Source organism: Chlorobaculum tepidum TLS, assembly GCF_000006985.1.
Taxonomy (GTDB): Bacteria; Bacteroidota; Chlorobiia; order Chlorobiales; family Chlorobiaceae; genus Chlorobaculum; species Chlorobaculum tepidum.
The window spans coordinates 34,233-59,428 of the sequence record NC_002932.3; the positions used below are offsets into that span (position 1 = coordinate 34,233).

Sequence of the window (25,196 nt, forward strand, 5' to 3'; positions counted from 1 at the left end):
GTTATCGCAGTTTCAGGGTCATGAGGCTTGTCAGAAAGAGCAGGATTGAAATGATCCAGAAACGGATCACGATCTTCTGTTCCGCCCATCCCTTCAGCTGAAAATGGTGATGCAGCGGCGCCATCAGGAAAATGCGACGCCCTTCGCCGTACAGCTTTTTTGAAATCTTGAACCAGGCGACCTGCATCGAAACCGAAAGGGTCTCGACGAAAAAGACTCCCGCCAGCACCGGTAAAAGGAGTTCCTGCTTTATCATGAGCGCGATCACCGCGATGGCGCTACCGAGCGAGAGAGAACCGGTGTCGCCCATGAACACCTCGGCAGGGCTGGAGTTGAACCACAGAAATCCCACACACGCCATGACGATGGCCATACTTACCACGGCAACCTCGCCCGCGCCTGAGATGAAGGGGATGCTGAGATAGCCGGAATAGACCGCGTTACCACAGAGGTAGGCGAAGACGCCGAGGGCGAAGGTGACGATGGCCGCATTGCCCGCCGCCAGGCCGTCGAGGCCGTCGGTGAGGTTGACTGCGTTGGAGACCGCCGTGATGATGAATATTACCACCGGAATGTAGAAGATGCCATAATCGACCGAGAGCTTTTTGAAAAAGGGTACGGTGGTATCGGAGAGCAGTACCGAAAAAACGGGATCGTTCCAGGTGTAGAAGCCGATGACCAGGCCGAGCGTTACCTGCCCGATCAGCTTGTAGTGGCCGGCAAGGCCGCCCTTGACCTTCAGCACAACCTTCTGGTAGTCGTCGATGAAGCCGATCAGGCCCATCCAGAAGACGGCCAGCATGATGAGCCAGACATGCGGATCATCGATCTTGGCCCAGAGAAATGCCGAAACTTCAATAGCGAAAATGATCATGAGTCCGCCCATCGTGGGGACATCTTTTTTCTTGCGATGTTCTGGTGGCGCCTCCTCTTTGATTGGTTCGACGAATTTCGACTTGAGAAAGCGGATGAACCTCTGCCCGGCGAAGATGATGATCAAGAGGGCCGTGATGGCCGCCGCGCTGGCCCTGAAGGTCAGATATTCGATGACCCCCATGCCGGGAAGACTGTAGAGTTCGTTGATGTATCGAAGAATGTAATAGAGCATTACCGGTTCAGATCGAGTGCTGTTGATTCTGTTTGATAAGATCGTCCGCCGCCAGTTCAAGCTTCATTCCGCGAGACCCCTTGAAGAGCAACGCGTCACCCGGCTGGACGTACTCCGACAGGAAGCCGCGAAGCTCGTCCATCGTCCCGAAGTGCCTGAGGCAGCGCCCGCCCGCCTGCTCGCAGATGAGTTGGGCGGCATCACCCAGGGTGAGGCAGGCATCGAGCGGCAGTTGGCGAATATACCTGCCGATGCTTTCATGTTCAATGGCCGAATTGTCGCCGAGTTCGAGCATGTCGCCAAGCACCGCAATCCGGCGGCCCCGGCACTCGATGGCCGCAAGCGTATCGAGCGCCAGACGCACCGAGTCGGGATTGGCGTTGTAGGTGTCGTTGAGCACCACGATTCCGCCGTCTTCGAACAGCTCCATGCGCTTCCAGCCCTTCGCGGGCAGGAGTGTGCCAAGTCCTTCGGCGATGTGCGCCGGGGCGAGGCCAAAGTGCGCGCCGACCGCAGAGGCGGCTACGGCGTTGATGACGTTGTGTCGCCCGACAAACTGCATCGCCACTGGCTGGTGAACGCCGGATTCGGAGCAGAGCGTGAACGAAACGCGGCCCACCCGGTCCGCGCCGATCTGTTCGGCCCACCACGCGCGGCCCGCTCCCGGCTGCGCTCCGTAGCCGGTCTTGCGTGACAGACTCGCTCCTGCAGCGGCGAGGCGGTGATCGTCGAGATTGACGAACGCTGTTCCGCCGTGCGCTTCGAGGTAGCGGAAGAGCGCCGCCTCGGCATCGGCGACCCCGTCGAGGGAGCCGAAAAATTCGAGATGCTCGTGGCCGATGTTGGTCAACAGGCCGTGTGTCGGTTTGGCAAGCGAAGAGAGGAACTCCATTTCGCCGGGATGGTTGATGCCCATCTCGATCACGGCCACTTCGGTGTCGCGGCGCATCTGCAAGAGCGTCAGCGGCACGCCGAGGTGGTTGTTGTAGTTGCCCTGCGTGACGAGGACGTTGAAGCTGGTCGAGAGCACGGCGGCAAGCATCTCCTTGGTGGTGGTCTTGCCGTTGCTGCCGCCGATGCCGATTACCGGAATGTCGAAGCGCTCCCGGTAGGCGGCGGCGAGCTGCTGGAACGCCTTGACCGGATCGTCGGCGACGAGAAAACGGCGGTCGTCGCCCTGATGCTCCGCGCCCTTTTCGACGAACCATTCGCGCGACACCACGGCCCACGACGCACCGTTGGCGAACACCTCGCCGACGAAGCGGTGCCCGTCGGTGCGCTCTCCCGGCAGCGCGACGAACACTGCGCCATCGACCGCCTTGCGAGAATCGATTACCACCACCGGATCGTCGAGCCGGTACCCCTCGCCAACGTCACGGGCCACGACGGTTCCCGCCCGCTCGAAATCGCTGAACATCAGCGCTCCTTTCATCTTCACTCCCTGACTTCCGTTAACTCATTTCATTTGCGCAAAACATGCCTCCAGACACTCGCGGTCGGAAAAGTGGTGCTTCACGCCCCTGATCTCCTGATACGCTTCGTGCCCTTTTCCTGCCACCAGCAGAATATCGCCCGCACCGAGCTGCTCGACCGCCCGGCGGATCGCCTCGGCACGGTCGGCGATGCGTAGATGCACCCGGCCCGCCATGCCTGCCTCGACCTCGTCGAGAATCGCTTCCGGATTTTCGTCCCGTGGATTGTCGGAAGTGAGAATCACCCTGTCGGCCAGTTCGGCGGCGATGCGGCCCATTTCGGGGCGCTTCTGCCGGTCGCGGTTGCCACCACAGCCAAAGACCACCGCGAGCTTCGCGTCGGCAGGCGTCACCGCGCGCAGGGCTTCGAGCGCCTTTTGCAAGGCGTCAGGCGTGTGAGCGTAATCGACCACGGCGCAGCGGCTGCGGTCGCGGCTCCAGATGCGCTCCATTCGGCCCGCGATCGCATCGGCGGCGGCGAGGCTGCGAAGCGCGGTAGCGGGATCGATGCCGAGGCCGACGCCGACCGTGAACGCTTCGAGCATGTTCATCACGTTGTACGCGCCCGGCAGAGGAACCTGCATCGCCATCGACTGTCCGTCAAACGTGACATCGGCTTTCGAGCCTTCGACCGTCGAAGCGGTGATGACCGCATGGAAGCGACGAGCCGGATCGCAGAGCGATGTATTATCGCCGGTCGAGCAGCAGAAAACGCGCTCCGGCGCAAGCCTGGCGGCCATGAACTCCGCACGGGGATCGTCGGCGTTGATGACGGCGAAGCCCTCGGCGTTGAGCTGGTCGAAGAGCAGGCGCTTGGCTTCGGCGTACTCCTCCATCGTTTCGTGAAAGTCGAGGTGCTCCGGCGTGAGGTTGGTGAAGACGGCGGCGCGGAAGAAGAGGCCATGCACTCTGTCGAGCACCAGTGAGTGGGAGGAGACCTCCATCACCGCCGCCCGGCATCCGGCATCGACCATCTGGCGGAAAAGATCGTGAAGCCTGTTCGGCTCGGGAGTGGTGCGTTCGAGCGGAATGTCGTGATTGCCGATGCGGCAGAGGCCGGTGCCGATGTATCCGGCGGCGACGCCCGATGCGTTGAGCATCGAGGTGACGAGCCGCGCGGTGGTGGTCTTGCCGTTGGTGCCGGTTACGCCGATGAGCATGAGCTTGTCCGAAGCGTTGCCGTAAAAGGCTTTCGAGAGTTCGGCGAGCGCCTTTCGGGCGTCCGGCACGACGAGCCAGGTGACCGAATCGCTGTACGCAGCCGGAAGCTCTTCGCACGCCACCGCCACCGCGCCCGCTTCGATGGCCGCGCCGATGAAGTGGTGGCCGTCGGCGACGAGGCCACGCACCGCCACGAAGAGCGCACCCGGCGTGACCGCCCGCGAGTCGCAGGTCACGCCCGTGATGACGGCTCGCGCTCCGTCGCCGCCCCGGCGTTCAGCCAGCGCGCCGAGAGCGGCGACCAGGTCGTCGAGCTGCGCACCCGGCGCTCCTTCGCGGATTTCCTTCATTACTTGTTCTGAACCCTTTTCGCCAGGCGAACCCTGACCGTTGTTTCTTTCTGTACCTTCGTGCCGGGCGCGATGCTCTGCGAGGTCACGCTGCCGCCGCTGCTCCCCGATGGTTCCAGCTTCAAGCCGTTCCATTCAAGTAGCTTGGCGGCTTCGCTCTCACGCAATCCTTTCAGCTCTGGAACAACCACTGTCGAAACGCGGTCAAGCAGCTCCTTTTCGGGGGATTTCATGCTCAGCCGTTTCTGCATCTCCAGAGAGCAGGCTACCGCGCGGCCGCAGACCCTCGAAAAAACCGGAGCCGCCACGGCTGACGCATAATACGCTGTCTGCGGCTCATCGACAACGATAATCGCAGCATACTGAGGATTGTCGTAAGGGAAAAATCCAACGAACGACGCTACGTAGTAGCGCCACCCTTGATAGCTGCCGTTGTGCAGCTTCTGGGCCGTGCCGGTCTTTCCGGCGACCGGAATTCCCTCGATTTTCGCCGACATGCCGGTGCCCTTTTCGACCACCGCGCGGAAATATTCCCGCGCCATGTAATGGGCCGTTTCCGGCTTCAGCGCCTGCACCACCTTCAGCGGCCTGGTCTCTTCGATGGTCTTGCCGTCAGGCCCGCTCACTCTTTTGATGATGAAGGGTCTCATGCGCACGCCGTCGTTGGCGAGCGTTGCGTAGGCCTGAAGCACCTGGAGTGGCGTGGCCATCACCTGATAGCCGTATCCCATCCACGGCAGCGTCATTTTGCCCCAGCGCGAAACCGGCTTGAGAAATCCGCCCGATTCGCCGATGAGGCCGACGCCGGTTTTCTGGCCAAAGCCGAGGGCGTGGGCGTAGCGGTAAAAGGTCGTGGCTCCGACCCGCATGGCGGTGCTCGCCGCGACGACGTTGCTCGACTCGGTGATCGCCTTCTGGAAGTTCATCGCTCCGAACGGTTCGTGATCCCGCACCTGCTTGCCGTAGATGGTGATCGACCCGCCGTGGCCGTCCACCGGTGTTTCCGCCCTCCAGCCGAGCGCCTCGGTGGCCGCCGAGGCCATGACGATCTTGAAGGTCGAGCCCGGCTCAAACATATCGGTAACGGCACGATTGCGCATTTGATCGGCGGTCAGCCCGCTCCTGCGGTTCAGATCGAAAGTGGGGTAGTTGGCCATCGCGATGATTTCACCCGTCCGGACATCCATGATGATGCCCATCGCGCCACTGGCCTTGAACTCCTTGACCGCCTGTGCAATCTCCTCTTCAAGGATCCCCTGCACATCGGCGTCGATGGTCAGCGTCACATCATTGCCTGCAAGGGGCTGCACCTGATCGGCGTCGGGAGCCGGATAGCGTTCGCCGGTTGCCGAGCGCTGAAAAATCCGCACGCCGTCGCGTCCGCTGAGCTGGCTTTCGAAGCTCTTTTCGAGTCCGCTGATCCCCTTGTTGTCGCGATCGGTCAGGCCGATGAGCTGGGCGGCCACGTTCAGGTAGTAGCGATGCTGCTCGCGCCGGAACCCTACACCCTTGATTTTGAGACTCATCAGTTTCGCGGCCTGCGATACCGGCACGTTGCGCTCCAGCCAGACAAAACGCTTGTTCTTGCGAAGCAGATCGAGATAGTAGTCGCGGCTCTTGCCGAAGGTGTTCGCAAACAGTTTTGCTGTAGCGCCGGCATCGTTCACCTGCTCCGGATCGGCGTAGAAAGAGATGCTCTCGACGCTCTCGGCAAGCGGACGACCGTAACGGTCGAGAATGCGCCCCCGCCGGGCTTTTTCGGTTACGATCGTCTCGTATTGCCGGCTCGCTTTCGCTCGGTATTTTTTGACATCGAACACCTGGATGCCCAGCAGCTTCGAGACGATCGCCAGGCAAAACAGCAGCATGAGCGCAACCATAATGCCAAGGCGCAGGCTGAATTCATGGTCGCTGGTGCCGCGGTGGTTCTCCGGTGTTGTTCTCGCCTGGTTCATGCATTCTTCGATAAAAGAGGGGTGCTGTCAGGGTTCAATCTCGACCGGAGGAATGAATGAGGAGTCGAGTCCGAGATTTTTGGCATAACCGGAGATGTACCGGATGCTCTGAAGCTCCCGGCTCTTTAGCTTTTCAGCAGTCGAGATGCTGGTACTGATCCTGAGCTGTTCCCGCAAGCGTTCGTTGCGCTTGGCCAGGTCATTGATCGCCAGGGTATTGTTGATCTGCACCAGAAACAGCACAGTCCCCAAGAGGAGGTAAACGAACGTTCTCAGGCGCAAGAGTGAGTCTATATCGAAAATTTCGGGCGAATTCGCCTGTGGTGATGCTTTGCGAAATGGCTCCGGATCGAAGCCGAATGGCCGCCGCTCCCTCACATCGACGACACCAAGCTCATAGCTTGCCATGTTGCTCCCGTCCTCCTTCCCCAAAATTTTGCCCGGCCTGCCAACGAAACCGGCAAACGGCTTTTCAGCGGATTTCAAAACGTTCACGACTTACCTCCTCTGAAGGTTACAGTTTCTGAATGACTCTGAGACGCGCACTTCTCGATCTCGGATTGCGGCTGATTTCTTCAGCCGTGGCTTCGAGCGGCTTTCTGACCACCAGCACCGCTTCGGCAGGCTTCAGCGGTTCGCGGAGCGCGAGCCCCTTTGGGCCCCAGTCCGCCGACGTTTTGGCTGCAAAAAAGCGTTTGACGATCCTATCCTCCAGCGAATGGTAGCTGATGACCGCGAACCGCCCGCCCGATGAAAGCAGCTCGAAGCCATCCTCTAAAGCCTGTTCAAGAACGCCGAGTTCATCGTTGACCTCAATGCGCAATGCCTGATAAATTCTCGACAGTGTCTTGATCGCCAGGTCTTTTCTGGGGCAGGCCGCCCTGATCACTTCGGCCAGCTCGCCGGTCGTCGTCAGTGGCGCGGAACTTCTCGCCGAGACAATCGCCCTGGCGATTCTGCCGCCAAGCGGCTCCTCGCCATACCGGAAGAACAGCTTTGCCAGCGCAGCCTCTTCATACCCGTTGACAATATCGGCGGCGGTCAGCGGCCCGTCCGGGTCCATTCGCATATCGAGAGGGCCGTCCTTGAGATAGCTGAATCCGCGCTCTGGCGTATCGATCTGAAACGATGACACCCCGAGATCGAGCAGAAAACCCATGACCGGAAGACCGTTCCCCGCGCCCCGCATCATTGGCTCCACGAGCTCTTTCACCATGCCGAAATTGCCCCTGACCAGGCGGCGCCGGTCACCAAACTCCCCGAGTTTCTTCCCCGCAGCTTCGAGGGCATGAGTATCCTGATCGATGCCGACAAGGAGCGAATCACCGTTAAGCGTTTGAAGATGCCGAAGCAGTTGCAGAGAATGGCCACCTCCGCCAAGGGTGCCGTCGATGTATATCCCCGGGAGGGTGACCAGCAGCGATACGGATTCCCTGGCCAGCACCGGCTCATGATAGTCCTGGTAATCCATGGGCTCAGATGTACCGGTTTGCAAGTGGTGCGAACCGGCTCGCGTTATCGCTTAGCAGCCGTTCCAGACGGAGCGGCTCCCAGACCGTCATTTTCGCGTTGGCCCCGATGATGACCGCATCCTTGACGATGCCGGCATGATCGAGCATCTCCCGCGACAGCGCGATGCGCCCGGAGCGATCAAGCTCCGTCTGGTCGAGGCGCGCATAGATCATGGTGGTCAACAGGCGCTCATCGGGATTGAAATCAGAAAGTTTGAGCAGTTGCTGCTCCTTTTCGCTCCAGACCGACGGTTCGTAGAGTTCGAGCGAGCCGTCATCGGCCTTGAACACGTAGAGCACCGGAGAGCGGCTCGGAGCGCCCGTGGCGGGATCGTTCTCCTGCAAGAGGAACCGGCGTCGAAACCGGGCGGGAATCAGAAGCCGCCCCTTTTCATCGACACTATGCTGTTCTCTTCCGATAAATCCGGGCACTGGTTCCCCACTTTTTCCCACTTTTCCCCATCTTTAATGTAGTTAATCAAAACTTCAAAAAAAATAACAGACTATCGGTGGCTGTGATCGAAAAAGCGCAGGGATTTATTCTTGGGGATTGGGTTGACCGGAGAGTTTCTCGGCAGACAGCGAAAGATTTTTTCAGCAGCGGTGCTCACGTATTTCCGGAGCATGAGAAGCCGGTTTATATTGACATGACTCCAACAGCACTTGGCAAGGGACCCCGGTTGCCTGCCATCCCTGTTTCCGGAACCACTCCGGCGAAGAGCCGTCGTTCTTCTCTCTGGGAAAATCACGAACAGCTCGCCACACTGTTCGATGACTGGGAGGTGGCCAACCGCAACGACCTGTTCAGTGTGGTCGGTCTGAAAAAGTTCAACTACATCGCCAACTCCGACTTTCACGAACGGCGTCATCTGTTGTCGTGGAAAACACTCTTGCGGTGCGAAAAAATGTCGAGTCGGTTAAGGCCGCCATCAGAAAGAATGAGTAGGTTTCGTTATTTTTGTGCCGTGGTGGAAAAATCCGGCTGTGACTTGCGGCCCCAAAAGCGGAACGATGGTCGTTGTTTTCAGGCGCTTTGTCGCTTTGTATGATAGGTTTGAGCTGCTCTGGGAAGACCAGCGCACGGAACGCATGGCAGCCAATCTGCTGATTCTTGCGTTTGCCTTTTCGCTTGCCCTGATCGAGCTTGCCCGGCAGGGACTGCTTCCGGCAGAAGTTGCGGCCCGGGTGCCGAAAAGTCATTATTATGCCATCAATACAGCACTCTCCATGCTGCTTGGCCTCGAAGTGTTCGGATTGGTTTTCAGCATCGCCAAATCGGTTTCGGCGTCGGTCGGCAAGCAGTTTGAAATTCTTTCGCTCATTCTGCTGCGCCACTCCTTCAGCGAACTTGTCCATTTCAGCGAGCCGCTGGACGCGACGGAGGCGTCGCTGCCGGTGCTGTTCATGCTTGCCTATGCGGGCGGCGGTCTCCTAATTTTTCTCCTGCTCGGCGTCTATTACCGGCTCCAGCACCATCGCGCCATCACCCGTGACAAGGAGGCTGCGGCGGATTTCATCGTTGTGAAGAAGATTATCGCGCTCCTGCTCCTGTTGATCTTCTTCGTAATCGGCGTTATCGACGGATTGAAGTACCTGAACGGCAATGCCACGAACGAATTCTTTTCGCTTTTCTTCACGATTCTCATCTTCAGCGACGTGCTGCTGGTGCTGATCTCGTTGCGCTACAGTTCGAGTTATCCGGTTGTTTTCCGGAATTCCGGTTTCGCGGTCGCCACCTTGCTCATCAGGCTTGCCCTGACCGCGCCGCCCTGGTTCAGCGTACTGCTCGGCATCGGCGCGATCGCGTTTTCCATTGGGATCACCTTCGCCTACAACCGCTTCGAAAATCTGGAGATACAGCGCTCAGCGCCTATCTGAGCGAGCGCGGCCTTGTTCGTGGAGGTGCGCTGGTGTCTCTTGTCAGCTGGTGAGGTGCTGCTCGACGAGCGCCTGGCGGAGCACCTTGCCGAGAGCTGATTTGGGTAACTGCTCGCAGAATTCGATGTGCTTCGGCACTTTGTATGGGGCCAGCGTCTGGCGGCACCAGTTCTTCAGCTGTTCCGCGTCCAGCGAATGCCCTTTGTGCAGCACCACCCAAGCCTTGACCGCCTCGCTCTGATAGTCGTCGGGTACGCCGGCCACACCGGTTTCGAGCACGGCGGGGTGCATGGCGATCACCTCCTCGACCTCGCTCGGCCAGACCTGGAATCCGCTTGGCTTGATTACATCCTTCTTTCTGTCGACAATGTAGAGATAGCCGTCATCATCGATGTACCCGAGATCCCCGGTGTACAGCCAACCGTCACGCAGCACTTCGGCGGTCTCTTCGGGATTTTTCCAGTAACCAGTCATGAGCTGGGGCGAACGGATGACGATTTCGCCGATCTCCATTGAGGGCAACACTTCGATGCCCGTGTCGGCATCGACGATGCGCATTTCGACATCCGGTACCGGCAGGCCGACCGACCCGTTTTTCCTGATGCCGTTAAGCGGCTGGCAGACCGGGGAGACCATGGCTTCGGTCAGTCCGTACGCATCTATGATCGTTGCTCCGGTCAGCTCCTTGAAACGGCGTCTTGTTTTGTTATGCAGCGGTGCGGCGGCGGAGATGATCAGCTTGAGGGAGTCGAGGGAACCGGGCGCTTCTTTAAGCAGCGGATGGGCGGCCAGCGCGTTGAACAGCGTGGGGATGCCCGGTAGCAATCCGACCTTGTACTGCTTGATCGTTTTGATCAGCAATTCGAAGTCCCGGGGATCGGGGATGAGCACCAGCGGCGAGCGAGTGACGAAGCCATAACCTATAATGGCAACCTGCGGATAGACATGATGCAGCGGCAGGTTGAGCATCACCGGAACCCGGTCGGAACCGAGCACAGGTCTGAACCAGGCATCGACCTGCATCCCGTTCATGACAGAGGCCTCGTGACGGCCAATAGCGCATTTGGGCTTGCCGGTCGTTCCGCCGGAAAAGATAAACAGTGCAGGGTCTTTTGGGGATACTTCGACGGCCGGCGTTTGCGAACCGGAGTAGCTTTCGATCATTGCCGGCATCCTGAGGTCGCTCGATTGCAACATTGTGGCTACCGCTCCGTTTGCCGGAGAGGCGTTGCGCATTGCTGCGGGAAAATAGTCGTGCAGGTCGGTGATAACGACCGTTTTTAACGAAGTTCTCGACCGGAGATGGTTGATCTTTTCATAGAACGGAGCAAGCACCACAGCGATTTCAGCTTCGCATTCGTCGATCGCGCGTTCAAGCTCGTGCTCCGTCCAGAGCGGATTGAGCATCACGGCGATACCGCCGGCTTTCCAGATACCGAATTCGGCGATAATCATCTGGGGGGAATTGGGCAGGAGCACGGCGACACGGTTTCCTTTGCGCACTTCGCTGGCATGCAGGGCTGCGGCGAAGGCGTTGCTCTCCCGTTCAAGCTCCCCGTAGGAAATGGTGTTTCCCAGGAAAAGCAGCGCCGGGTCTTCGGGGTGCTTCCGTGCGGCTTCACGCAGAATATCCGGCAGGGTTACCCGTGGATAGGGCGCAAGGGAGCTCGGTATGCCCTCGTCGTAATGGCTGAGCCAAGGTGCGTTAGAGGGTGCGTTAGTCATAGGAGTCCTGGTTGTAGGTTATCGCATGATCCGCCAAAAGATGGACAGGATGACAGGAGAAAAAATAGACACTTTCATCTGTATTCTGCCCCAATGACCTCGCAGATTACTGACGTGAGACGAGTCAGCTCGTTGTCACGGATAATGAATGGCGGCATCAGATAGACCAACCTGCCGAATGGCCTGACCCAGATGCCCCGTTCCACGAACGCCTGCTGGATTTTCGCCATATCGACCGGGCGGTCGAGTTCCACCACGCCGATCGCGCCGAGCACCCTCACGTCGCGGACTCCGGTCATTCCGGTACAGGGCGCGAGTTCCTCGGCGAGCTGGCGTTCGATGCGCCAAACAGTGGATTGCCAGTCGCCGGAGAGCAGCAGCTTCAGGCTCGCCACGGCGACCGCGCAGGCGAGTGGGTTGGCCATGAAGGTGGGGCCGTGCATGAAAAGTCCGGGATTGCCGCCGGAGATCGTGTCGGCGACGTGGCCAGTTGTGACGGTGGCGGCGAGGGTCATGTATCCGCCAGTGAGTGCCTTGCCGAGGCAGACGATGTCAGGTGTGACGCTTGCGTACTCCATCGCGAACAGCTTGCCGGTGCGCCCGAAGCCGGTGGCGATTTCGTCGAAGATAAGCAGCACGCCGTGCTCCGTGCACAGTTCTCGGAGGCGTCGCAGGTAGTGCGGCGAGTAGAAGCGCATTCCGCCTGCGCCCTGCACAATCGGCTCGATGATGACTGCCGCGATAGTGTTGGCATGATCTTCGAGCGCCTGCCGCATTTTGTCAATCGCCTCCTCGCGCCACGGCTCGTTGAACCCGCAGGCGGGCGCTTCGACGAAGAGCTGCTCCGGCACCGCCCCGCTGAAGAGGCTGTGCATTCCCGTGACCGGGTCGCAGACCGACATCGCCATGAAGGTATCGCCGTGGTAGCCGGAACGCACGGTGAGCAGTCGCTTTTTGCCAGGCTTGCCCGCAGCCAGCCAGTATTGCAGGGCCATTTTGATGGCTACCTCGACCGCTACCGAACCGGAATCGCAGAAGAAAATGCGGTCGAGCGGATCGGGCAAGAGGCTGGTCAGGATTTTCCCAAGCTCGATGGCTGGTTCGTGTGTCAGGCCGCCGAACATGACGTGGCTCATGCGCCCGAGCTGCTCGGTCACGGCGCGGTTCAGCACCGGATGGTTGTAGCCGTGAATCGCCGCCCACCACGACGACATGCCGTCGATGAGCTTCCGCCCGTCCTCCAGCTCGATCATCACGCCGCTCGCGCGTTTGACCGGCCAGACCGGCAAGGGATCGGCCATCGAGGTGTAGGGGTGCCAGAGGTGGCAGCGGTCGAAATCGAGGTCTATCGTCATTGGCCCGGAGGGTTCAGGATGCGTTGCAGGTCGCCCGGCTCCGCCGAGAGCCCGCTGGTGTTGAGATCGATCACCGGCGCCTCACCGAAGCCGTAGCGCTTGAGCGCGGCGGCGATCACTTCGCGCGTGTTGGCGGCGATACGTTCGTCCGCCTCGAAATAGCGGTTGTAGACGATGGCCCGGACAGGAATGCCGCGCCTTGCACAGGCTTCGAGCGAGAGGAGTGTGTGGTTGATGCTGCCGAGCCGCGAGGCGCTGACCAGCACGAGGCCGTAGCCCGCGTCGCGCACGTAGTCGGCGAAGAGCAGTTCAGGCGTGAGTGGCACGAGCAGCCCACCGACCCCTTCGAGCAGCACGAGGTCGTAGAGCTTCTGCAATCTGAAGGTGCTGCGGCGGATCGTCATGAAATCGATCTCGCGCCCCTCCACTGTAGCAGCCAGGTGTGGCGAGGCCGGAAATCGGAAGAGGTATGGGCAGGTCGTTCCATCGAGATCGGCCTCCTGCAAGTCGATACCCATCAGTTTCCGATGTTCGGCGATGTCTTCCGAAACGCCTTCGCAGCCGGTTTGTGCGATTTTCTGGGTGATTGTCCGCCAGCCCGTTTCAGCGAAGCACCGGGCGAGCAGGCCGGTGACGACGGTTTTGCCGATGCCGGTGTCGATGCCGGAGATGGCGAGTACCTGTCCTTTCATGACTTTTTCTTTCTGAAACAGCAATATACCGGATGCCAGGTGAGCGTAACGCCTTCGCCTGACGGGTAGGCTGACCGGTAGCGTTGCAGAAAATCGAGGTACTGCGAGCGCGTCCAGGCGCGGCGGGCTACGCCGTTCACGCCGGTTTTGCGGATGTGGCGAAGCACCGCCTCCGGCGTGTCGAACTCCTGCCGGACGATGTCGTCTTCGATTGCGACCAGCTCGAACAGCTCTCCGCTGAGCGCGGCGATTTTGTCGAGGCTCCGGTAGGGCAGCGCCGCCTCGCCGAGCGCGGCGATTTCGTGCATGTTTTCCGCACCGAAGGTGCTGAAGGCCACGATGCCGCCGGGTTTCACCGATGTTGCCAGCCGATCGAAAAATCGCGCCGGGTCGTGCAGCCACTGCACCGTGGCGTTCGAGACGGCGAGGTCGAGATTTCCGGGCAACGGATCGAGCCGCTCGACGTCGCCGGGCAGGAACGTCAGCCGTTCGACATTCCGTCCCGTCACCGCTTTTTCGACAAAGGCGCGGCTTTCGGCGACGAGGTCGTTGGCGAAGAATTCGTTCGCAGAATAGCGCTCGAAGAGTATCGAGGTGAGCATGGCCGAGCCGCTGCCGAACTCGAAGACGCGCCCGAGATGCGTTGAGGCTCCGGCGTTTTCGATCAGCGCGACCAGCCGCACGGCCATGCGCCGCTGCACCTCGGCGTGTCCTGCGTAGGTTGGCAGCGCCCGCCGGAAGCGGCGGCGCACGAGCTGCTTGTCGATCACGCCGTTCATGTGAAAAGCTCCCCCCAGCCGGCGATGTGGGTGAACGGGAAGTGGGGCATTGCGGCGATTTCGGCGACGCGAACCCCCGCCTCGCTCCACGCGCGGCGCTGGTTCTCGGCTGAAAAGATGAGGTCGCGGCCACCGATCAGCGCTTTCGAGAATTTCCACGACGCGGTGGATTCCGCCGGAAATCTGGCGACGGCTTCGCCAAGCGACAGCAACTCCGCCTGCTGGTCGGCAGAGGTGCGATCTGAACGTGTGGCATCGACAATCTTCGGCGGCACGCCGCCCGTCATCCGGCGTTCGAAGCGCTTGCGGTTGGCGTCGTTCCAGCTTTTGAGCGTGCCTGCGAAAATCTCCGGCGGAATGCCTCGCTCCGCATCGAGTGGCGTTGCCGTGCCGTTGATCGCCACGGCACGGTCGATTTTTTCGAGTTCCGAATTCACCGCAGCCCACACGCCGAGCGACCAGGCGACGAGATCGACCGCGCGGGCCTCGGCCATCACCTCGCCGAGCCACGCGGGAATCGACAGGTTGCGATAATCGTACAGCACGGCGATGTCGCGTCCCGCCGAGTCAGGCCACGCCGAAACGAGCCAGTCGGCCACGCGGCGATCCATCCCCCAGCCGTTGAAAAAGAGCAGCAAATCCGTGTTGCCCTTGCGCACGATCCACTCTGCCTTCATGCCGCGCCTCTTTTCATGGTTTCGGCAAGGGCGGCGATGTCGCCGCTCGTCAGGTCGGCGCGGAGTGAAAAGCGGAGACGCGAGCTGTTTTCGGGTACCGTCGGCGGGCGTACCGGCAGCGCGTGGAAACCCGCTTCGCGCAGCGCTCCGGCCATCTCGACCGCTGTGCGATCTTCGCCCAGCACCACCGGTACGATGTGGCTCTCGCCGGGTACGTCGAATCCCGCCTCGCGGAGGCTGCCGCGCAAGGTCGCCGCGAGACCGAGCAGATGGTCGCGCTCCCGCTGCATCGTGAGTTGTTTCGTGAAGGTGGCGAGGCTCCAAGCGAGCGTCATTGGCGGGAGGGCGGTGGTGAAGATCAGGGTGCGCATCGTGTTGACGAGGTACTCGCGAAAGAGGCCGCGCATGACAGCGTAGGCCCCGGCGGAGGCGAGTGACTTGCCGAAAGTGCCGACGATGATGTCGATCTCATTCGTCACGCCGAGCGCTTCGCAGAGGCCGAGGCCCCGCTCGCCGAAGACGCCTGCGCCGTGCGCTTCGTCCACGATCAGCACCGCCTTGAAACGACGCTTCAGCTTGACCAGACGACGCAAGTCGGCAAGGTCGCCGTCCATGCTGAAGACCGATTCGGTGACGATGAAAATCTGCCGGTAGCACTCTCTGGCGGCGGTTTCGAGCTGCTCTTCGAGGTGGTCATAATCGGCGTGGCGGAAGCGGCGATAATCGGCGTCGGCGATCCGCAGGCCGTCGATGATGCTGGCGTGGTTGAGGCGGTCGCTGAGGATCAGGTCGTGGCGGGTGGCGAGTGCGGGCAGAATGCCGGTGTTGGCGTGGTAGCCGCTGTTGAAAACGAGCGCCGTTTCGCTGCCGTAGGCGGCGGCAATCGCCGATTCGAGCTGGTCGCAGACCGGGTGGTGGCCCGTCAGCAGGCGCGACGAGGAGCTGGTCATGGCGAAGCGTCCGTCGTCGAACCGATCATCTCGAATCTGTGCGATGAACGAGCTGAACAGCTCGCGGTCAGCGCCGAGGCCGAGATAGTCGTTCGAGGAGAGGTTCAGCAGCTTGCGACCGCCAACAGTGACGAAGCGCCCGCTCCGCTCGCCGGTGGCGGGAATCGAGCGGAAGCGCTGCTTCGCCTTGAGCTTCGCAAGCTCCACCGCGATGTCGGCCACAATCGGCGGCTCGACCTGGCCCGCATTCGTAAATCCGCCGCTCATGAGAACTTCGAGAGTTGCCGGGCGAGCTGCCGGTCGGTGGAAATGTCACGTCCCCGCGTCGTCAGGTAACCGCCGGTGAGGAAGCCATCCGCTCCCGCCAGCATGAGCAGACCCTGAAAATCCTTCATCACGGTTTCGCGTCCGGCGGCGAACTTGATGATCTTTGTCGGGTGCGCGAGGCGGCAGATGGCGAAGGTTTTGGCGATTTCCGGCACCGAGACCGGTGCGGCTCCTTCGAGCGGCGTGCCGTCGATGGGTACCAGCACGTTGAGCGGAATGACCGTTACGTCGAGGTCTCGCAGCGCGAAGATCATGCCGATGCGCTCCTGCATCGTTTCGCCGACGCCGAGGATGCCGCCGCAACAGACGCCGATGCCGTTTGAGCGAAGCCGCCGGATTGTTCCAATCCGTTCGTTAACCGCGTGCGTGTCGGCGATCAGTTCGCCGTAGCGGGCCGGATCGACCTGGATGTTGATGTTGTAGTGTGCGATGCCGTGGCGGGCCAGTTCGGCGGCGGGCGCGTCGCCGAGCACGCCGAGTGAAGCGCAGACATGCAGACCGGGCAGTTCGCGATGCAGCCGGTCGATCATGCCAAGAATTCGCTCGAACTCAGGCGTCACCTTCAGGTAGCCATAGCCGCTGGTCACGATGCCGAAGTGGCCGATGCCCTGCTCCCACGCGCTCCGCGCCTGTTCGAGCACCTTGTTCTCATCGACCAGCTCATAGACATCGACCTCGGCGCTGTTGTGCTTCGACTGGGCGCAGAAGCGGCAGTTCTCACCGCATACGCCCGATTTGGCGTTCATGATCGAGCAGGCGTGAATCGCGCCGTGGTTCGCGGCGTGGCGGGCCTTGACCCGGTTGGCCAGCGATACGAGGTCGAGCACCTCGGAGTCCGGAAGCCGCCCCAGCGCCGAAGCGAGTTCGAGCGAGAGCGGCTCGCCGGTGTCGAGCACGGCGTAGGCCTTTTCAATGTCGGGATGCAGTCGTGACTTCATGCGGATCTCGGTTCGTGGTTGACGGGAAGCAGGTGAGCCTCGCCCGAAGTGACAGACAGCAGAGCGCCATCGACGGTGCGCAAGAGGAGGTGGCCCTGCGGCGACAATCCGGCCTCGGTGCCGGTCAGCACCGTGTTGAACTGTTCGATTTTCAGCTCGCGCCCTTTCAGCCAGGAGTGTGCTTCGAGGTATGGCAGGATGAACGCCAGGTTCTCCTTTTCGAGCCAGTCGCGGTAGAGCTGCTCGAAGCGGTTGAGCACGGCGGCGAGCAGCCGTGCTCGGGACATTCGCAAGCCGGTCTCGATGGCGATGGAGGTGGCGATCTTTCGCAGCTCCTCTGGTACGGGATCGAGGTTGACGTTCAGCCCGAAGCCCACCACCACGAAGTGTGTGCAGTCCGGTTCGGACTCCATCTCGCACAGAATGCCGCAGAGCTTTCGCCCGCCCGTGATGATGTCGTTCGGCCACTTGATGAAGGCCGCCAGGCCGGGGCACTCCTGAGTCACGGCTTCGTGGATCGCCGCCGCCGCCACGAGCGGAATCTCCGGCACGCGGATGGAGGGCACGGGCGGGCGCAGCACAATCGAGCAATAGAGATTCACCCCTGCGGGCGAAACCCACGCGCGGCGCATCCGCCCCCGGCCTTCCGTCTGGCTGTCGGCAACGACTACCGTTCCCTCCACTGCGCCCTCCCGCGCCGACGCCCGCGCGCGGAGGTTGGTCGAATCGATGCTTTCAAGATAGATGAAGTTTCGCCCGAACGACTCGGTTGCCAGCAGCGGCGCGACCTCTTCGGCAACCGGTGAGCCGGTCAGACTCTCAAGGCGGTACCCTTTGCCGCTTGTCGCCTCAATGGCATATCCGGCTTTTCTCAGAGCGACAATATGTTTCCACACCGCGCTCCGGCTGATCTGCAACTCGTTACAGAGATCGCCTCCGGAAACAAATCCGCCATCACCGGCGAGACGTTGCAGAATGGTTGCCGTCACCGGATTCATACCGACTCCACGCCCGAGGCGGCCGATAACGGCAAAAGATGGTGGTGAAGGAAGCCGTGCATGATAGGAGACAGTCTGGATCTGAAAAGAAAAACTCTCTGCAGGAATTGATTTGTAAACCGGAATTTATCTGACGGTTGACAATCATCCAAAAAGAAATTCCGCTCAAATGGCACGGAGGGACTTGTTGGGTCGTTGAAAAGAGTGGAGCCGTGCTTGGGATAAACCGTCAATTGACCGGACGCGCCGCCGTTGTCATCCGGGTCTCATAGCGTGAGCGATACTGCTGCAGCCCCTGGAAAATGGCGTAGGCTATCTTGGTCTGTTCCTTGCGGTCGCGCAGGAGCTTTTCTTCGGAGGGGTTGGACAGGTAGCCGGTCTCGACCAGAATGCTTGGCATCGAGGGAGTCCAGAGCACCATGAATCCCGCCTGCCGGACGCCGAGGCCATTATTGCTGTTGTTACGGCTCAGGCGCTGGAGCACATCCTGCGCCAGCTCGGTCGATTGCGTTGCAAAGGCGCTTTGCGCCATGCTGCTCATGATGAGATACTCGTCGGAAAAGCCTTTGTATTTTTCTGCGAAGTTCTCCTCGCCAGTGATGACCGAGTTTTCAAACATAGCTACCTTGAGGGCGGCATCCGTTTTATGAGGACCGAGAATATAGACCTCCGGCCCCCGCACCTTGCTGTTGTTTGGCGCGGAGTTGCAGTGGATGCTGATGAACACCTTGCCGCCGTAGCGGTTGGCGATCTGGCCGCGCTCCTTGAGTGGAATGAACCGGTCCTCCTTGCGGGTGTAGATCACCCTGACATCGGGCCACTTCTGCCTGATGAACATGCCGAGGTCGCGGGCGATATTCAGTGCCACATCCTTTTCGTGAGTGCCCTGCGTACCGATCGCGCCGGGGTCTTTGCCGCCATGGCCGGCGTCGATGACCACTGCGTCTAGCTTCCACTTGTCTACGTCACGGCTCAGCCCCTCCTGGATGCGGCGCTCTTTTTCCGACAAATGAATGGCTTCGACATCGACATCATTCATGATGGAGATGACATAATCATTTTTTGCCGCATCATACTTGAACGACGATGATTTGATCGAAGAGGTCGGAATATCGAGTGCAATGGTGAACTGCAAGGCCCCGCTGTCGAGAAGCTTCGGGCTGATCGATTTGATTGCCCCTTCCGGATAATTTCTCGCAAGGCGAGCAGGGTTTCCAGTGGCATTTTCAATGGTTAGATAGAGGATGCCACTGTTGTCCGGCCTGAGAAAAGAGGCATTACGCATGTCGCCGGAAGCTGAAAATCGTATAATGGCGCCGTTTGCACGGGTTTCGATCTTGATGTCGTCGATCGTGGTTTTTCCTCCGGCGGCGCGGGCATCGGTGCGGTTGTCCGATGACGGCGCGGCCTGTTCCGGCGGGTTTGGGGGGAGGGCATCATTAGGCAGGCGTCCGATGGATTGCAGTGAAGCGTCCGGCCTGCGGCTGTCGAGCGTGGCATCGATTCTGTTCTCCGAAGCGTTGTATCGCAACTGCCGGCCAAGCCAGAGCGTAAACATCCGGCACGCCTGGTCAACCGGCAGATAGACCTTGTCCTGTCGTATGACAGGAGCCGAGGCGAGCTGCAAAACCCGTTTCGGGGTGTCCCCTGCGGCGGAGGCGATGACCGCGAAATCGCTGCCTTCCAGGAGTATGCAGCTTGTTACTGTGTCGCCGAACGCTTCGTCGATCTGCATCTGCTTGCCGTCGAATACGCTGCCGAGGCGAAGGGCGCGGGCAAAGGAACCGATGTCCGCCAGAAAAACGCCATCTGGCCGGGTACTTCCCTGTACTTTGATCGTATATCCCTGTTCAGGGCCATTGGTGACATGCAAGAGCACCGCCTCCTTTCCGGAAGGCCCGGCCAGGAGGCGGGAGGCAAAAAGCACAAAAAACAGCAGGAGGCTCAGTGGCCTGATAAATTGTCTGGATAAAGAGTCTTTCATGATACGCGTTGAAATCGTCGCTATGCATTGGGGCGGAGTTGAACAACGGTGTCACAGCATGGCCTCTCTCGCTCGAGGCGATGAGCCTTTGCCTGTGTTGTTTGTCGATTGGGGTAATAATAAGCAATAAATCCCTTAGCTTCCAGAGCAGATCGAAGCCTGTTGCCATAAATTCTTGAGCGCACCGGCAATGACCGCGAGTCTTGCAAAGTTTGTTTTTTGGCAGGCAAGCCCTATCTTTTCCGTCATTATTTGCAAAGGCATCTCCCGGCTGCGGCGTCGGGTTACCCGCAATCCCAAAGCAACAGGGATCAATCGCAATGGCTTCAAAAAGCGCAACCCCTTCGGCCAGGAACAGGACCCTCATCGTTGTCGAGTCTCCATCCAAGGCGAAAACCATCAACAAATATCTGGGCGACGATTACACGGTTTACGCTTCAGTCGGTCATATCAAGGACTTGCCGAAAAAAGAGATCGGCATCGACTTTGACAACCACTACGAACCGCGCTATGAAGTGATCGCTGGCAAGGAGAAGGTGGTGCGGCAGCTCAAGAAGCTCGCCGGGGAGGCCGACAAGGTGCTGATCGCCACCGACCCTGACCGCGAAGGCGAGGCCATTGCCTGGCACATCTCCAACGAGATCGACTTCGCGAAGAAACCTGTCTTCCGTGTGCTCTTCAACGAGATCACCAGGAACGCCATCATCGAGGCTATCGGCCATCCGCAGCAGATCGACTACCGGCTCGTGCGTTCGCAGCAGACCCGGCAGGCTCTTGACAAGATCGTCGGCTATAAGATCAGTCCATTCCTCTGGAATGTGGTCTATCGAGGCCTTTCGGCAGGCCGTGTGCAGTCCGTGGTGCTTCGGCTGATCTGTGAGCGTGAAACGGAGATCGAGGCCTTTACGCCACAGGAGTACTGGACGATCTACGCCGACTTCACCACGGAAAATGGAGAGACCTTCCGGACAAAGCTGGTAAAAGTCAATGGCGAGAAACCCGACATTACCTCCGGCGAGCAGGCCGAAGCGATCGCGTCAGCCATTCAGGGCCGGCTGTTCGCGATTAGTGAGATCGTGCCGAAGGTGATCCAGCGCAAGCAGCCGCTACCGTTTACCACCTCGCTTTTGCAGCAGGCGGCCTCGAACCAGCTCGGCTTCGGTTCGCAGAAAACGATGCGCACCGCCCAGCAGCTCTACGAAGGCATCGACCTGGGCTCGGAGGGTGCTACCGGTCTCATCACCTACATGCGTACCGATTCGACCCGCATCAGCGGCGAGGCGGTCGCTCAGGCGCACGATTACATCTCGCAGCAGTTCGGCCCGGAGTACAAGGGTTTCGGTGGCCAGGGCAAGGCGGGCAAGAATGCCCAGGACGCGCACGAAGCGATCCGGCCCACCTCGGTGACTCGCACGCCCGAATCGCTCCGCCGTCACCTGACGCCCGACCAGTTCCGCCTTTACGAGCTGATCTGGAAGCGCTTCGTGGCCTCGATGATGGCTCCGGCCAAGATTGAGCAGACTCGCGTGGATGTGGATGATCAGAAAAAGGAGTTTGTCTTCCGTGCCACCGGCAACAAGGTGCTCTTTCCCGGTTTTTTCCGTGTCTACGATGACCAGCAGGAGCTTGACTACGAAGCGCAGAAATCTACCCGTGAAGAGCTCGAAAAGGAGCAGATCGTCAAGCTGCCCGAGCGACTTTCTGTTGACGAACAACTCAAGCTGGCCGAACTCGACCGCCGCCAGAGCTTTACCCGTCCGCCTGCCCGCTACACCGAGGCGAGTTTGGTCAAGGAGCTCGACAACTACGGTATTGGCCGCCCATCGACCTACGCCTCGATCTTCTCGACCCTTCAGGATCGGCGCTACGTCGAGCTACAGAAGAAGAAGATCATCCCGACCGAACTGGGGCGTGATGTCTCGGCGATTCTCGTGGCCAACTTCCCCGATCTCTTCAATGTCCGCTTCACGGCGGAGATGGAGGACGAGCTCGACAAGGTCGCCTCGGGTGATGACGAGTACGAAAAGGTGCTCGACCGCTTCTATCGCCCGCTCGAATCGGTTTTGAGCCACCGCAAAAGCGATCCGCTCATTCCGCAGAACCGCGACGCCGTGCTCTGCGAAAAGTGCGGCAAGGGGCACATGATTGTCAAGTGGACGACCAGCGGCAAGTTCCTCGGCTGCTCGAACTATCCCAAGTGCAAGAACATCAAGGCGATTACCACCAACAAGGCCAAACCGAAGGAGACTGGTGTGCGCTGCCCGGTGTGCGGTGAAGGGCACATGCTCCTGCGCAACGGTCGGCTTGGCCCGTTTCTTGCCTGCTCCAACTACCCGAAGTGCAATACCCTGCTCAATCTCAGCAAGCAGCGCCACATCGAGCCGATCAAGACCCCGCCCATTACCACCGATCTCGCCTGCCCGAAATGCGGCGCGCCGATGTATCTCAGAACCGGCAAACGAGGGCTGTGGCTGGGCTGCTCGAAATTCCCTAAATGCCGTGGCAGGCTTTCATGGAGCACGCTCGATCCGGAGACGCAGGCCCGCTGGGAAAAAGCGATGAACGAGCATATGGCGGCCCATCCGTCCTTGGCCATCACGATGCTCGACGGCAAGCCAGCACCGATGAATTTGCCCATCGAAGACATCATCGCCCGCGCGGAGGACGCAGGACTCATTAGCGCCACAAGCGAACAGCCGGAGGCTGAAGCCACGACGTGAAGCCTTGGGAGTGACGGCTTTAGAGGTCAAAGAGTACCTGTAGGTCATATAAGTCCTATAGGAGTTATATGAAAACGGCTGCCAGGAAAGACAGCCGTTTTTCGTTTGGGGAGATTGTTAAAGAAGGGATTCTCCTCACAGCCACAAGAGCGCGAGGTGGTAGGTGATGAACGAGGCGATCCAGGCCACGGCGAGCACATAGACGGAGTAGAGGAGCACCGGCTTCCATGCGCCGACCTCTTTTTTCATTACGCCTACCGATGCCACGCAGGGGATGTAGAGCAGCACGAACACCATCAGGCTCAGCGCCGTGGCTTTGCTGAAGCTGGGATCGCTCCGAAGAATTTGCGACAGGCTTGTCTGTCCGGCGGCGTGACCGATCGAGAAAATCGTGCCGAGCGTCGAAACCACCACCTCTTTTGCCGCGAGGCCCGTGACCAGCGAGATGCCGATGCGCCAGTCGAAGCCGAGCGGGCGGATGAGCGGTTCGAGCAGTTTCCCGCTCCGTCCGGCGAGCGAGTATTCGAGCTGGCCTGCGTCGATTCGCGCTTTGAGCTTCTGCAACTGCTCCGCTTTCAGCTCCGGTGCGACCGCCGTTGCCTCGATCTTCGCCTTCTCTTGTGCAAGCTCCGCGTCGAGCGCCGAGCTGCGCGGGAAGTTGCTCGCCGCCCAAATCACGATTACCGCGCCGAGAATCAGCGTTCCGGCTTTTTTGAGGTACATCACGGCCTTCATCCGCGCCTGAAATACCACCGAAGTGAGCGTCGGCCAGCGGTAGGGCGGCAGCTCCATCACGAAGGGCTCCGAGTCGCTCTTCAGCACGGTCGATTTCAGCAGCCACGCCGTCCAGAGGCCGATCATGATGCCGAGCAGGTAGATGCCGAACATCACGTTGGCGGCCATCGCTGGCGGGAAGAATGCTCCTGCGAGCAGCACGTAGACCGGCAGTTTTGCGCTGCAGCTCATGAAGGGAATCGTCATGATGGTGGCGAGACGATCCGACCGGCTCTTGAGCGTTCGCGTCGCCATGATGGCCGGAATCGAGCAGCCGAAGCCGGTGATCATCGGAATGAACGACTTGCCGTGCAGGCCGAAGCGGTGCATCACCTTGTCGATCACGAAGGCCGCACGCGCCATGTAGCCAGAGGCTTCGAGGAACGACAGCCCCATGAAAAGCAGCACGATGTTTGGCAGGAACTCCACCACGCTGCCGACGCCTGAGATCACGCCGTCAACAAAGATCGAACGCACCATTCCGGCGGGCAAGTGCGGCGCGACGGTGTCCGAAAGCAGGTCGAAGGCGTAGGCGAGCGCCTCCACCAGCGGCTTGCCGAGCGTGAAGGTGAGCTGGAAGATCGCCCAGACGACGAGAAAAAAGACCGGCAGGCCGAGTACCCGGTTCAGCACCACCATGTCGATGTAGTCGCTCACCGAGGCTCGTGTGGCCTTCGGCAGGTGAACGCACTCCTGCATCGCGCCGCGCACGAAAGCGTGCCGGTCTTCGGTGATGAGCGCTTCGGGATCGGTGTTGTGCAGAATGCCGCACTCCGTGATCGCCTCCTGCAACGCCAGCTCGATTTTGACCCACACCGGAAATTTCTGCACCTGGGTGTAGACCTCGCGGTCGTTTTCAAGCAGCTTGATGGCGAGCCAGCGGTGGTTGGCTGCTGCGTCGAGTTCGCGCTCGTGAGCCAGCAGGAGGGCGATCTTGTCGATAGCCTTCTCGACCTCGGCGCTGAAGGTGATTTTGTTTTTCTTGATCTCGATTCGCCCTTCGCTGACGCTGACGATGTGGTCGAGCAGCTCGTCGAGCCCCTTGCGATTGCGCGCGGAGATCGGCACGATGTGGCTGCCGAAGAGCTGTTCGAGCTGGTCGAGATCGATGGAAATTCCTTTCTCCTCCACCTCGTCCATCATGTTGAGCGCCACGAGCAGATCGACTTCCATCTCCATGAGCTGCACGGTCAGCATGAGGTTGCGTTCGAGGTTGGTGCCCTCGACGACGTTCACCACCACATCTGGTTTCTCGTCGATGATGAAGCGGCGGGTGACGATCTCCTCCGGTGAGTACGGCGTCAGCGAATAGGTGCCGGGCAGATCGACCACGGTGATGCGGTAGCCTTTGTAATCGAGATAACCTTCGTGCTTTTCGATGGTTACGCCGGGGAAATTTCCTACGCGCTGGTGAGCGCCGGTCAGCGCGTTGAACAGCGAAGACTTGCCCGCGTTCGGATTTCCGGCAAGCGCGACCGTAATGGTTTTCTGCTGGCTCATGCGCGTTTTCCGAAACGGTGGCGTCTGCGGAAGCCCGGCCATCCGTGCGGATGCCCTTCGTCCCCGGCCAGTATGTGTACGGTAATCCCTTCGGCCTCGTTGCGTCGCATCGTGAGCAGCATGCCGTTGCAATTCACTTCTATGGGATCGCCGAGCGGAGCAAACCGCAGCACCTTAAGCTTCGCTCCTCTGACAAGACCCAAATCCATGAGGCGCCGCCTGACGGCAGGTTCTGCCGCCACCGAGGTCACCTCCGCCCGATCTCCGGCTTTCAACTCCGATAACTTCATCTCTATTTAATCCTCAGAAAATCAATGGCTTGTTGTCTTAAGTAAAATTAGT

The 25,196-nt window shown here is 60.1% G+C and carries 20 protein-coding genes and 1 pseudogene; 3 read left to right on the forward strand and 18 right to left on the reverse strand.

What is annotated here, in order from left to right; genetic code table 11:
• Nucleotide 1: 1 nt before the first annotated feature.
• From mraY to mraZ, 7 genes are all read right to left on the reverse strand, one after another.
• On the reverse strand, nt 2-1,108 hold the full coding sequence (gene mraY / locus AYT24_RS00185; RefSeq protein WP_010931731.1) for a phospho-N-acetylmuramoyl-pentapeptide-transferase: 1,107 nt from the start codon (nt 1,106-1,108) through the stop codon (nt 2-4).
• 7 nt (nt 1,109-1,115) lie between these two features.
• Complete coding sequence (gene murF / locus AYT24_RS00190) at nt 1,116-2,540, reverse strand: UDP-N-acetylmuramoyl-tripeptide--D-alanyl-D-alanine ligase (protein WP_164927184.1); 1,425 nt, start codon at nt 2,538-2,540, stop codon at nt 1,116-1,118.
• A 24-nt stretch (nt 2,541-2,564) separates the two neighbouring features.
• Nucleotides 2,565-4,091 (reverse strand): UDP-N-acetylmuramoyl-L-alanyl-D-glutamate--2,6-diaminopimelate ligase, encoded by a 1,527-nt coding sequence (locus AYT24_RS00195; RefSeq protein ID WP_010931733.1) that lies wholly within the window; start codon nt 4,089-4,091, stop codon nt 2,565-2,567.
• Complete coding sequence (locus AYT24_RS00200) at nt 4,091-6,046, reverse strand: penicillin-binding transpeptidase domain-containing protein (RefSeq protein ID WP_010931734.1); 1,956 nt, start codon at nt 6,044-6,046, stop codon at nt 4,091-4,093. Before AYT24_RS00200 ends, AYT24_RS00195 begins: the two co-directional genes overlap by 1 nt.
• 27 nt (nt 6,047-6,073) lie before the next feature.
• Nucleotides 6,074-6,454: a hypothetical protein gene (locus AYT24_RS00205; protein WP_164926792.1), complete on the reverse strand. Its 381-nt coding sequence runs from the start codon at nt 6,452-6,454 to the stop codon at nt 6,074-6,076.
• 106 nt (nt 6,455-6,560) lie between these two features.
• Complete coding sequence (rsmH, locus tag AYT24_RS00210) at nt 6,561-7,517, reverse strand: 16S rRNA (cytosine(1402)-N(4))-methyltransferase RsmH (protein WP_010931736.1); 957 nt, start codon at nt 7,515-7,517, stop codon at nt 6,561-6,563.
• A 4-nt stretch (nt 7,518-7,521) separates the two neighbouring features.
• The gene (mraZ, locus tag AYT24_RS00215; RefSeq protein ID WP_010931737.1) at nt 7,522-7,989 is read right to left on the reverse strand and encodes a division/cell wall cluster transcriptional repressor MraZ; all 468 of its coding nucleotides are present in this window, start codon (nt 7,987-7,989) and stop codon (nt 7,522-7,524) included.
• A gap of 235 nt (nt 7,990-8,224) precedes the next feature.
• Here mraZ and AYT24_RS00220 point away from each other — a divergent pair.
• Nucleotides 8,225-8,503: pseudogene (locus AYT24_RS00220) on the forward strand (phosphotransferase); the annotation flags it as partial.
• Nucleotides 8,504-8,568: 65 nt separating this feature from the next.
• Nucleotides 8,569-9,435: a hypothetical protein gene (locus tag AYT24_RS00225; RefSeq protein WP_010931739.1), complete on the forward strand. Its 867-nt coding sequence runs from the start codon at nt 8,569-8,571 to the stop codon at nt 9,433-9,435.
• 42 nt (nt 9,436-9,477) lie between these two features.
• Here the strand turns inward: AYT24_RS00225 and AYT24_RS00230 are convergent, their stop codons facing one another.
• From AYT24_RS00230 to AYT24_RS00270, 9 genes are all read right to left on the reverse strand, one after another.
• Nucleotides 9,478-11,160: an AMP-binding protein gene (locus AYT24_RS00230; protein ID WP_010931740.1), complete on the reverse strand. Its 1,683-nt coding sequence runs from the start codon at nt 11,158-11,160 to the stop codon at nt 9,478-9,480.
• A 74-nt stretch (nt 11,161-11,234) separates the two neighbouring features.
• A complete protein-coding gene (gene bioA / locus AYT24_RS00235) occupies nt 11,235-12,515 on the reverse strand; it encodes an adenosylmethionine--8-amino-7-oxononanoate transaminase (RefSeq protein ID WP_010931741.1) in 1,281 nt (426 codons plus the stop codon).
• On the reverse strand, nt 12,512-13,207 hold the full coding sequence (gene bioD / locus AYT24_RS00240; RefSeq protein ID WP_165439254.1) for a dethiobiotin synthase: 696 nt from the start codon (nt 13,205-13,207) through the stop codon (nt 12,512-12,514). Before bioD ends, bioA begins: the two co-directional genes overlap by 4 nt.
• A complete protein-coding gene (gene bioC / locus AYT24_RS00245; protein WP_010931743.1) occupies nt 13,204-13,986 on the reverse strand; it encodes a malonyl-ACP O-methyltransferase BioC in 783 nt (260 codons plus the stop codon). The genes bioD and bioC overlap by 4 nt, the downstream gene beginning before the upstream one ends.
• On the reverse strand, nt 13,983-14,663 hold the full coding sequence (locus tag AYT24_RS00250) for an alpha/beta fold hydrolase (protein WP_164926793.1): 681 nt from the start codon (nt 14,661-14,663) through the stop codon (nt 13,983-13,985). Before AYT24_RS00250 ends, bioC begins: the two co-directional genes overlap by 4 nt.
• Complete coding sequence (locus tag AYT24_RS00255; RefSeq protein WP_010931745.1) at nt 14,660-15,880, reverse strand: aminotransferase class I/II-fold pyridoxal phosphate-dependent enzyme; 1,221 nt, start codon at nt 15,878-15,880, stop codon at nt 14,660-14,662. Before AYT24_RS00255 ends, AYT24_RS00250 begins: the two co-directional genes overlap by 4 nt.
• Nucleotides 15,877-16,878, reverse strand: a complete 1,002-nt coding sequence (bioB, locus tag AYT24_RS00260) for a biotin synthase BioB (RefSeq protein ID WP_010931746.1) — start codon at nt 16,876-16,878, stop codon at nt 15,877-15,879. Before bioB ends, AYT24_RS00255 begins: the two co-directional genes overlap by 4 nt.
• On the reverse strand, nt 16,875-17,876 hold the full coding sequence (locus AYT24_RS00265) for a biotin--[acetyl-CoA-carboxylase] ligase (RefSeq protein WP_010931747.1): 1,002 nt from the start codon (nt 17,874-17,876) through the stop codon (nt 16,875-16,877). The genes bioB and AYT24_RS00265 overlap by 4 nt, the downstream gene beginning before the upstream one ends.
• 229 nt (nt 17,877-18,105) lie before the next feature.
• A complete protein-coding gene (locus AYT24_RS00270; RefSeq protein ID WP_226986824.1) occupies nt 18,106-19,860 on the reverse strand; it encodes an N-acetylmuramoyl-L-alanine amidase family protein in 1,755 nt (584 codons plus the stop codon).
• A gap of 320 nt (nt 19,861-20,180) precedes the next feature.
• Here AYT24_RS00270 and topA point away from each other — a divergent pair, with 320 nt between their 5' ends.
• Nucleotides 20,181-22,580, forward strand: a complete 2,400-nt coding sequence (topA, locus tag AYT24_RS00275; RefSeq protein WP_010931749.1) for a type I DNA topoisomerase — start codon at nt 20,181-20,183, stop codon at nt 22,578-22,580.
• A 135-nt stretch (nt 22,581-22,715) separates the two neighbouring features.
• Here topA and feoB read toward each other — a convergent pair whose 3' ends face one another.
• Both feoB and AYT24_RS00285 read right to left on the reverse strand, forming a co-directional pair.
• Complete coding sequence (gene feoB / locus AYT24_RS00280) at nt 22,716-24,854, reverse strand: ferrous iron transport protein B (RefSeq protein ID WP_010931750.1); 2,139 nt, start codon at nt 24,852-24,854, stop codon at nt 22,716-22,718.
• Nucleotides 24,851-25,144, reverse strand: coding sequence for a FeoA family protein (locus AYT24_RS00285; RefSeq protein WP_010931751.1), 294 nt, complete (start codon nt 25,142-25,144; stop codon nt 24,851-24,853). Before AYT24_RS00285 ends, feoB begins: the two co-directional genes overlap by 4 nt.
• Nucleotides 25,145-25,196 lie beyond the last annotated feature (52 nt).

Coding starts and splice junctions, on each gene's coding strand:
- topA (WP_010931749.1), top strand. CDS start 20,181: ATGGCTTCAAAAAGCGCAACCCCTTCGGCCAGGAACAGGACCCTCATC.
- AYT24_RS00205 (WP_164926792.1), bottom strand. CDS start 6,454: ATGGCAAGCTATGAGCTTGGTGTCGTCGATGTGAGGGAGCGGCGGCCA.
- AYT24_RS00200 (WP_010931734.1), bottom strand. CDS start 6,046: ATGAACCAGGCGAGAACAACACCGGAGAACCACCGCGGCACCAGCGAC.
- AYT24_RS00230 (WP_010931740.1), bottom strand. CDS start 11,160: ATGACTAACGCACCCTCTAACGCACCTTGGCTCAGCCATTACGACGAG.
- AYT24_RS00255 (WP_010931745.1), bottom strand. CDS start 15,880: ATGAGCGGCGGATTTACGAATGCGGGCCAGGTCGAGCCGCCGATTGTG.
- rsmH (WP_010931736.1), bottom strand. CDS start 7,517: ATGGATTACCAGGACTATCATGAGCCGGTGCTGGCCAGGGAATCCGTA.
- AYT24_RS00250 (WP_164926793.1), bottom strand. CDS start 14,663: ATGAAGGCAGAGTGGATCGTGCGCAAGGGCAACACGGATTTGCTGCTC.
- AYT24_RS00270 (WP_226986824.1), bottom strand. CDS start 19,860: ATGAAAGACTCTTTATCCAGACAATTTATCAGGCCACTGAGCCTCCTG.
- AYT24_RS00265 (WP_010931747.1), bottom strand. CDS start 17,876: ATGAATCCGGTGACGGCAACCATTCTGCAACGTCTCGCCGGTGATGGC.
- feoB (WP_010931750.1), bottom strand. CDS start 24,854: ATGAGCCAGCAGAAAACCATTACGGTCGCGCTTGCCGGAAATCCGAAC.
- bioD (WP_165439254.1), bottom strand. CDS start 13,207: ATGAAAGGACAGGTACTCGCCATCTCCGGCATCGACACCGGCATCGGC.
- bioB (WP_010931746.1), bottom strand. CDS start 16,878: ATGAAGTCACGACTGCATCCCGACATTGAAAAGGCCTACGCCGTGCTC.
- AYT24_RS00285 (WP_010931751.1), bottom strand. CDS start 25,144: ATGAAGTTATCGGAGTTGAAAGCCGGAGATCGGGCGGAGGTGACCTCG.
- murF (WP_164927184.1), bottom strand. CDS start 2,540: ATGAAAGGAGCGCTGATGTTCAGCGATTTCGAGCGGGCGGGAACCGTC.
- AYT24_RS00225 (WP_010931739.1), top strand. CDS start 8,569: ATGGTCGTTGTTTTCAGGCGCTTTGTCGCTTTGTATGATAGGTTTGAG.
- mraY (WP_010931731.1), bottom strand. CDS start 1,108: ATGCTCTATTACATTCTTCGATACATCAACGAACTCTACAGTCTTCCC.
- bioC (WP_010931743.1), bottom strand. CDS start 13,986: ATGAACGGCGTGATCGACAAGCAGCTCGTGCGCCGCCGCTTCCGGCGG.
- AYT24_RS00195 (WP_010931733.1), bottom strand. CDS start 4,091: ATGAAGGAAATCCGCGAAGGAGCGCCGGGTGCGCAGCTCGACGACCTG.
- bioA (WP_010931741.1), bottom strand. CDS start 12,515: ATGACGATAGACCTCGATTTCGACCGCTGCCACCTCTGGCACCCCTAC.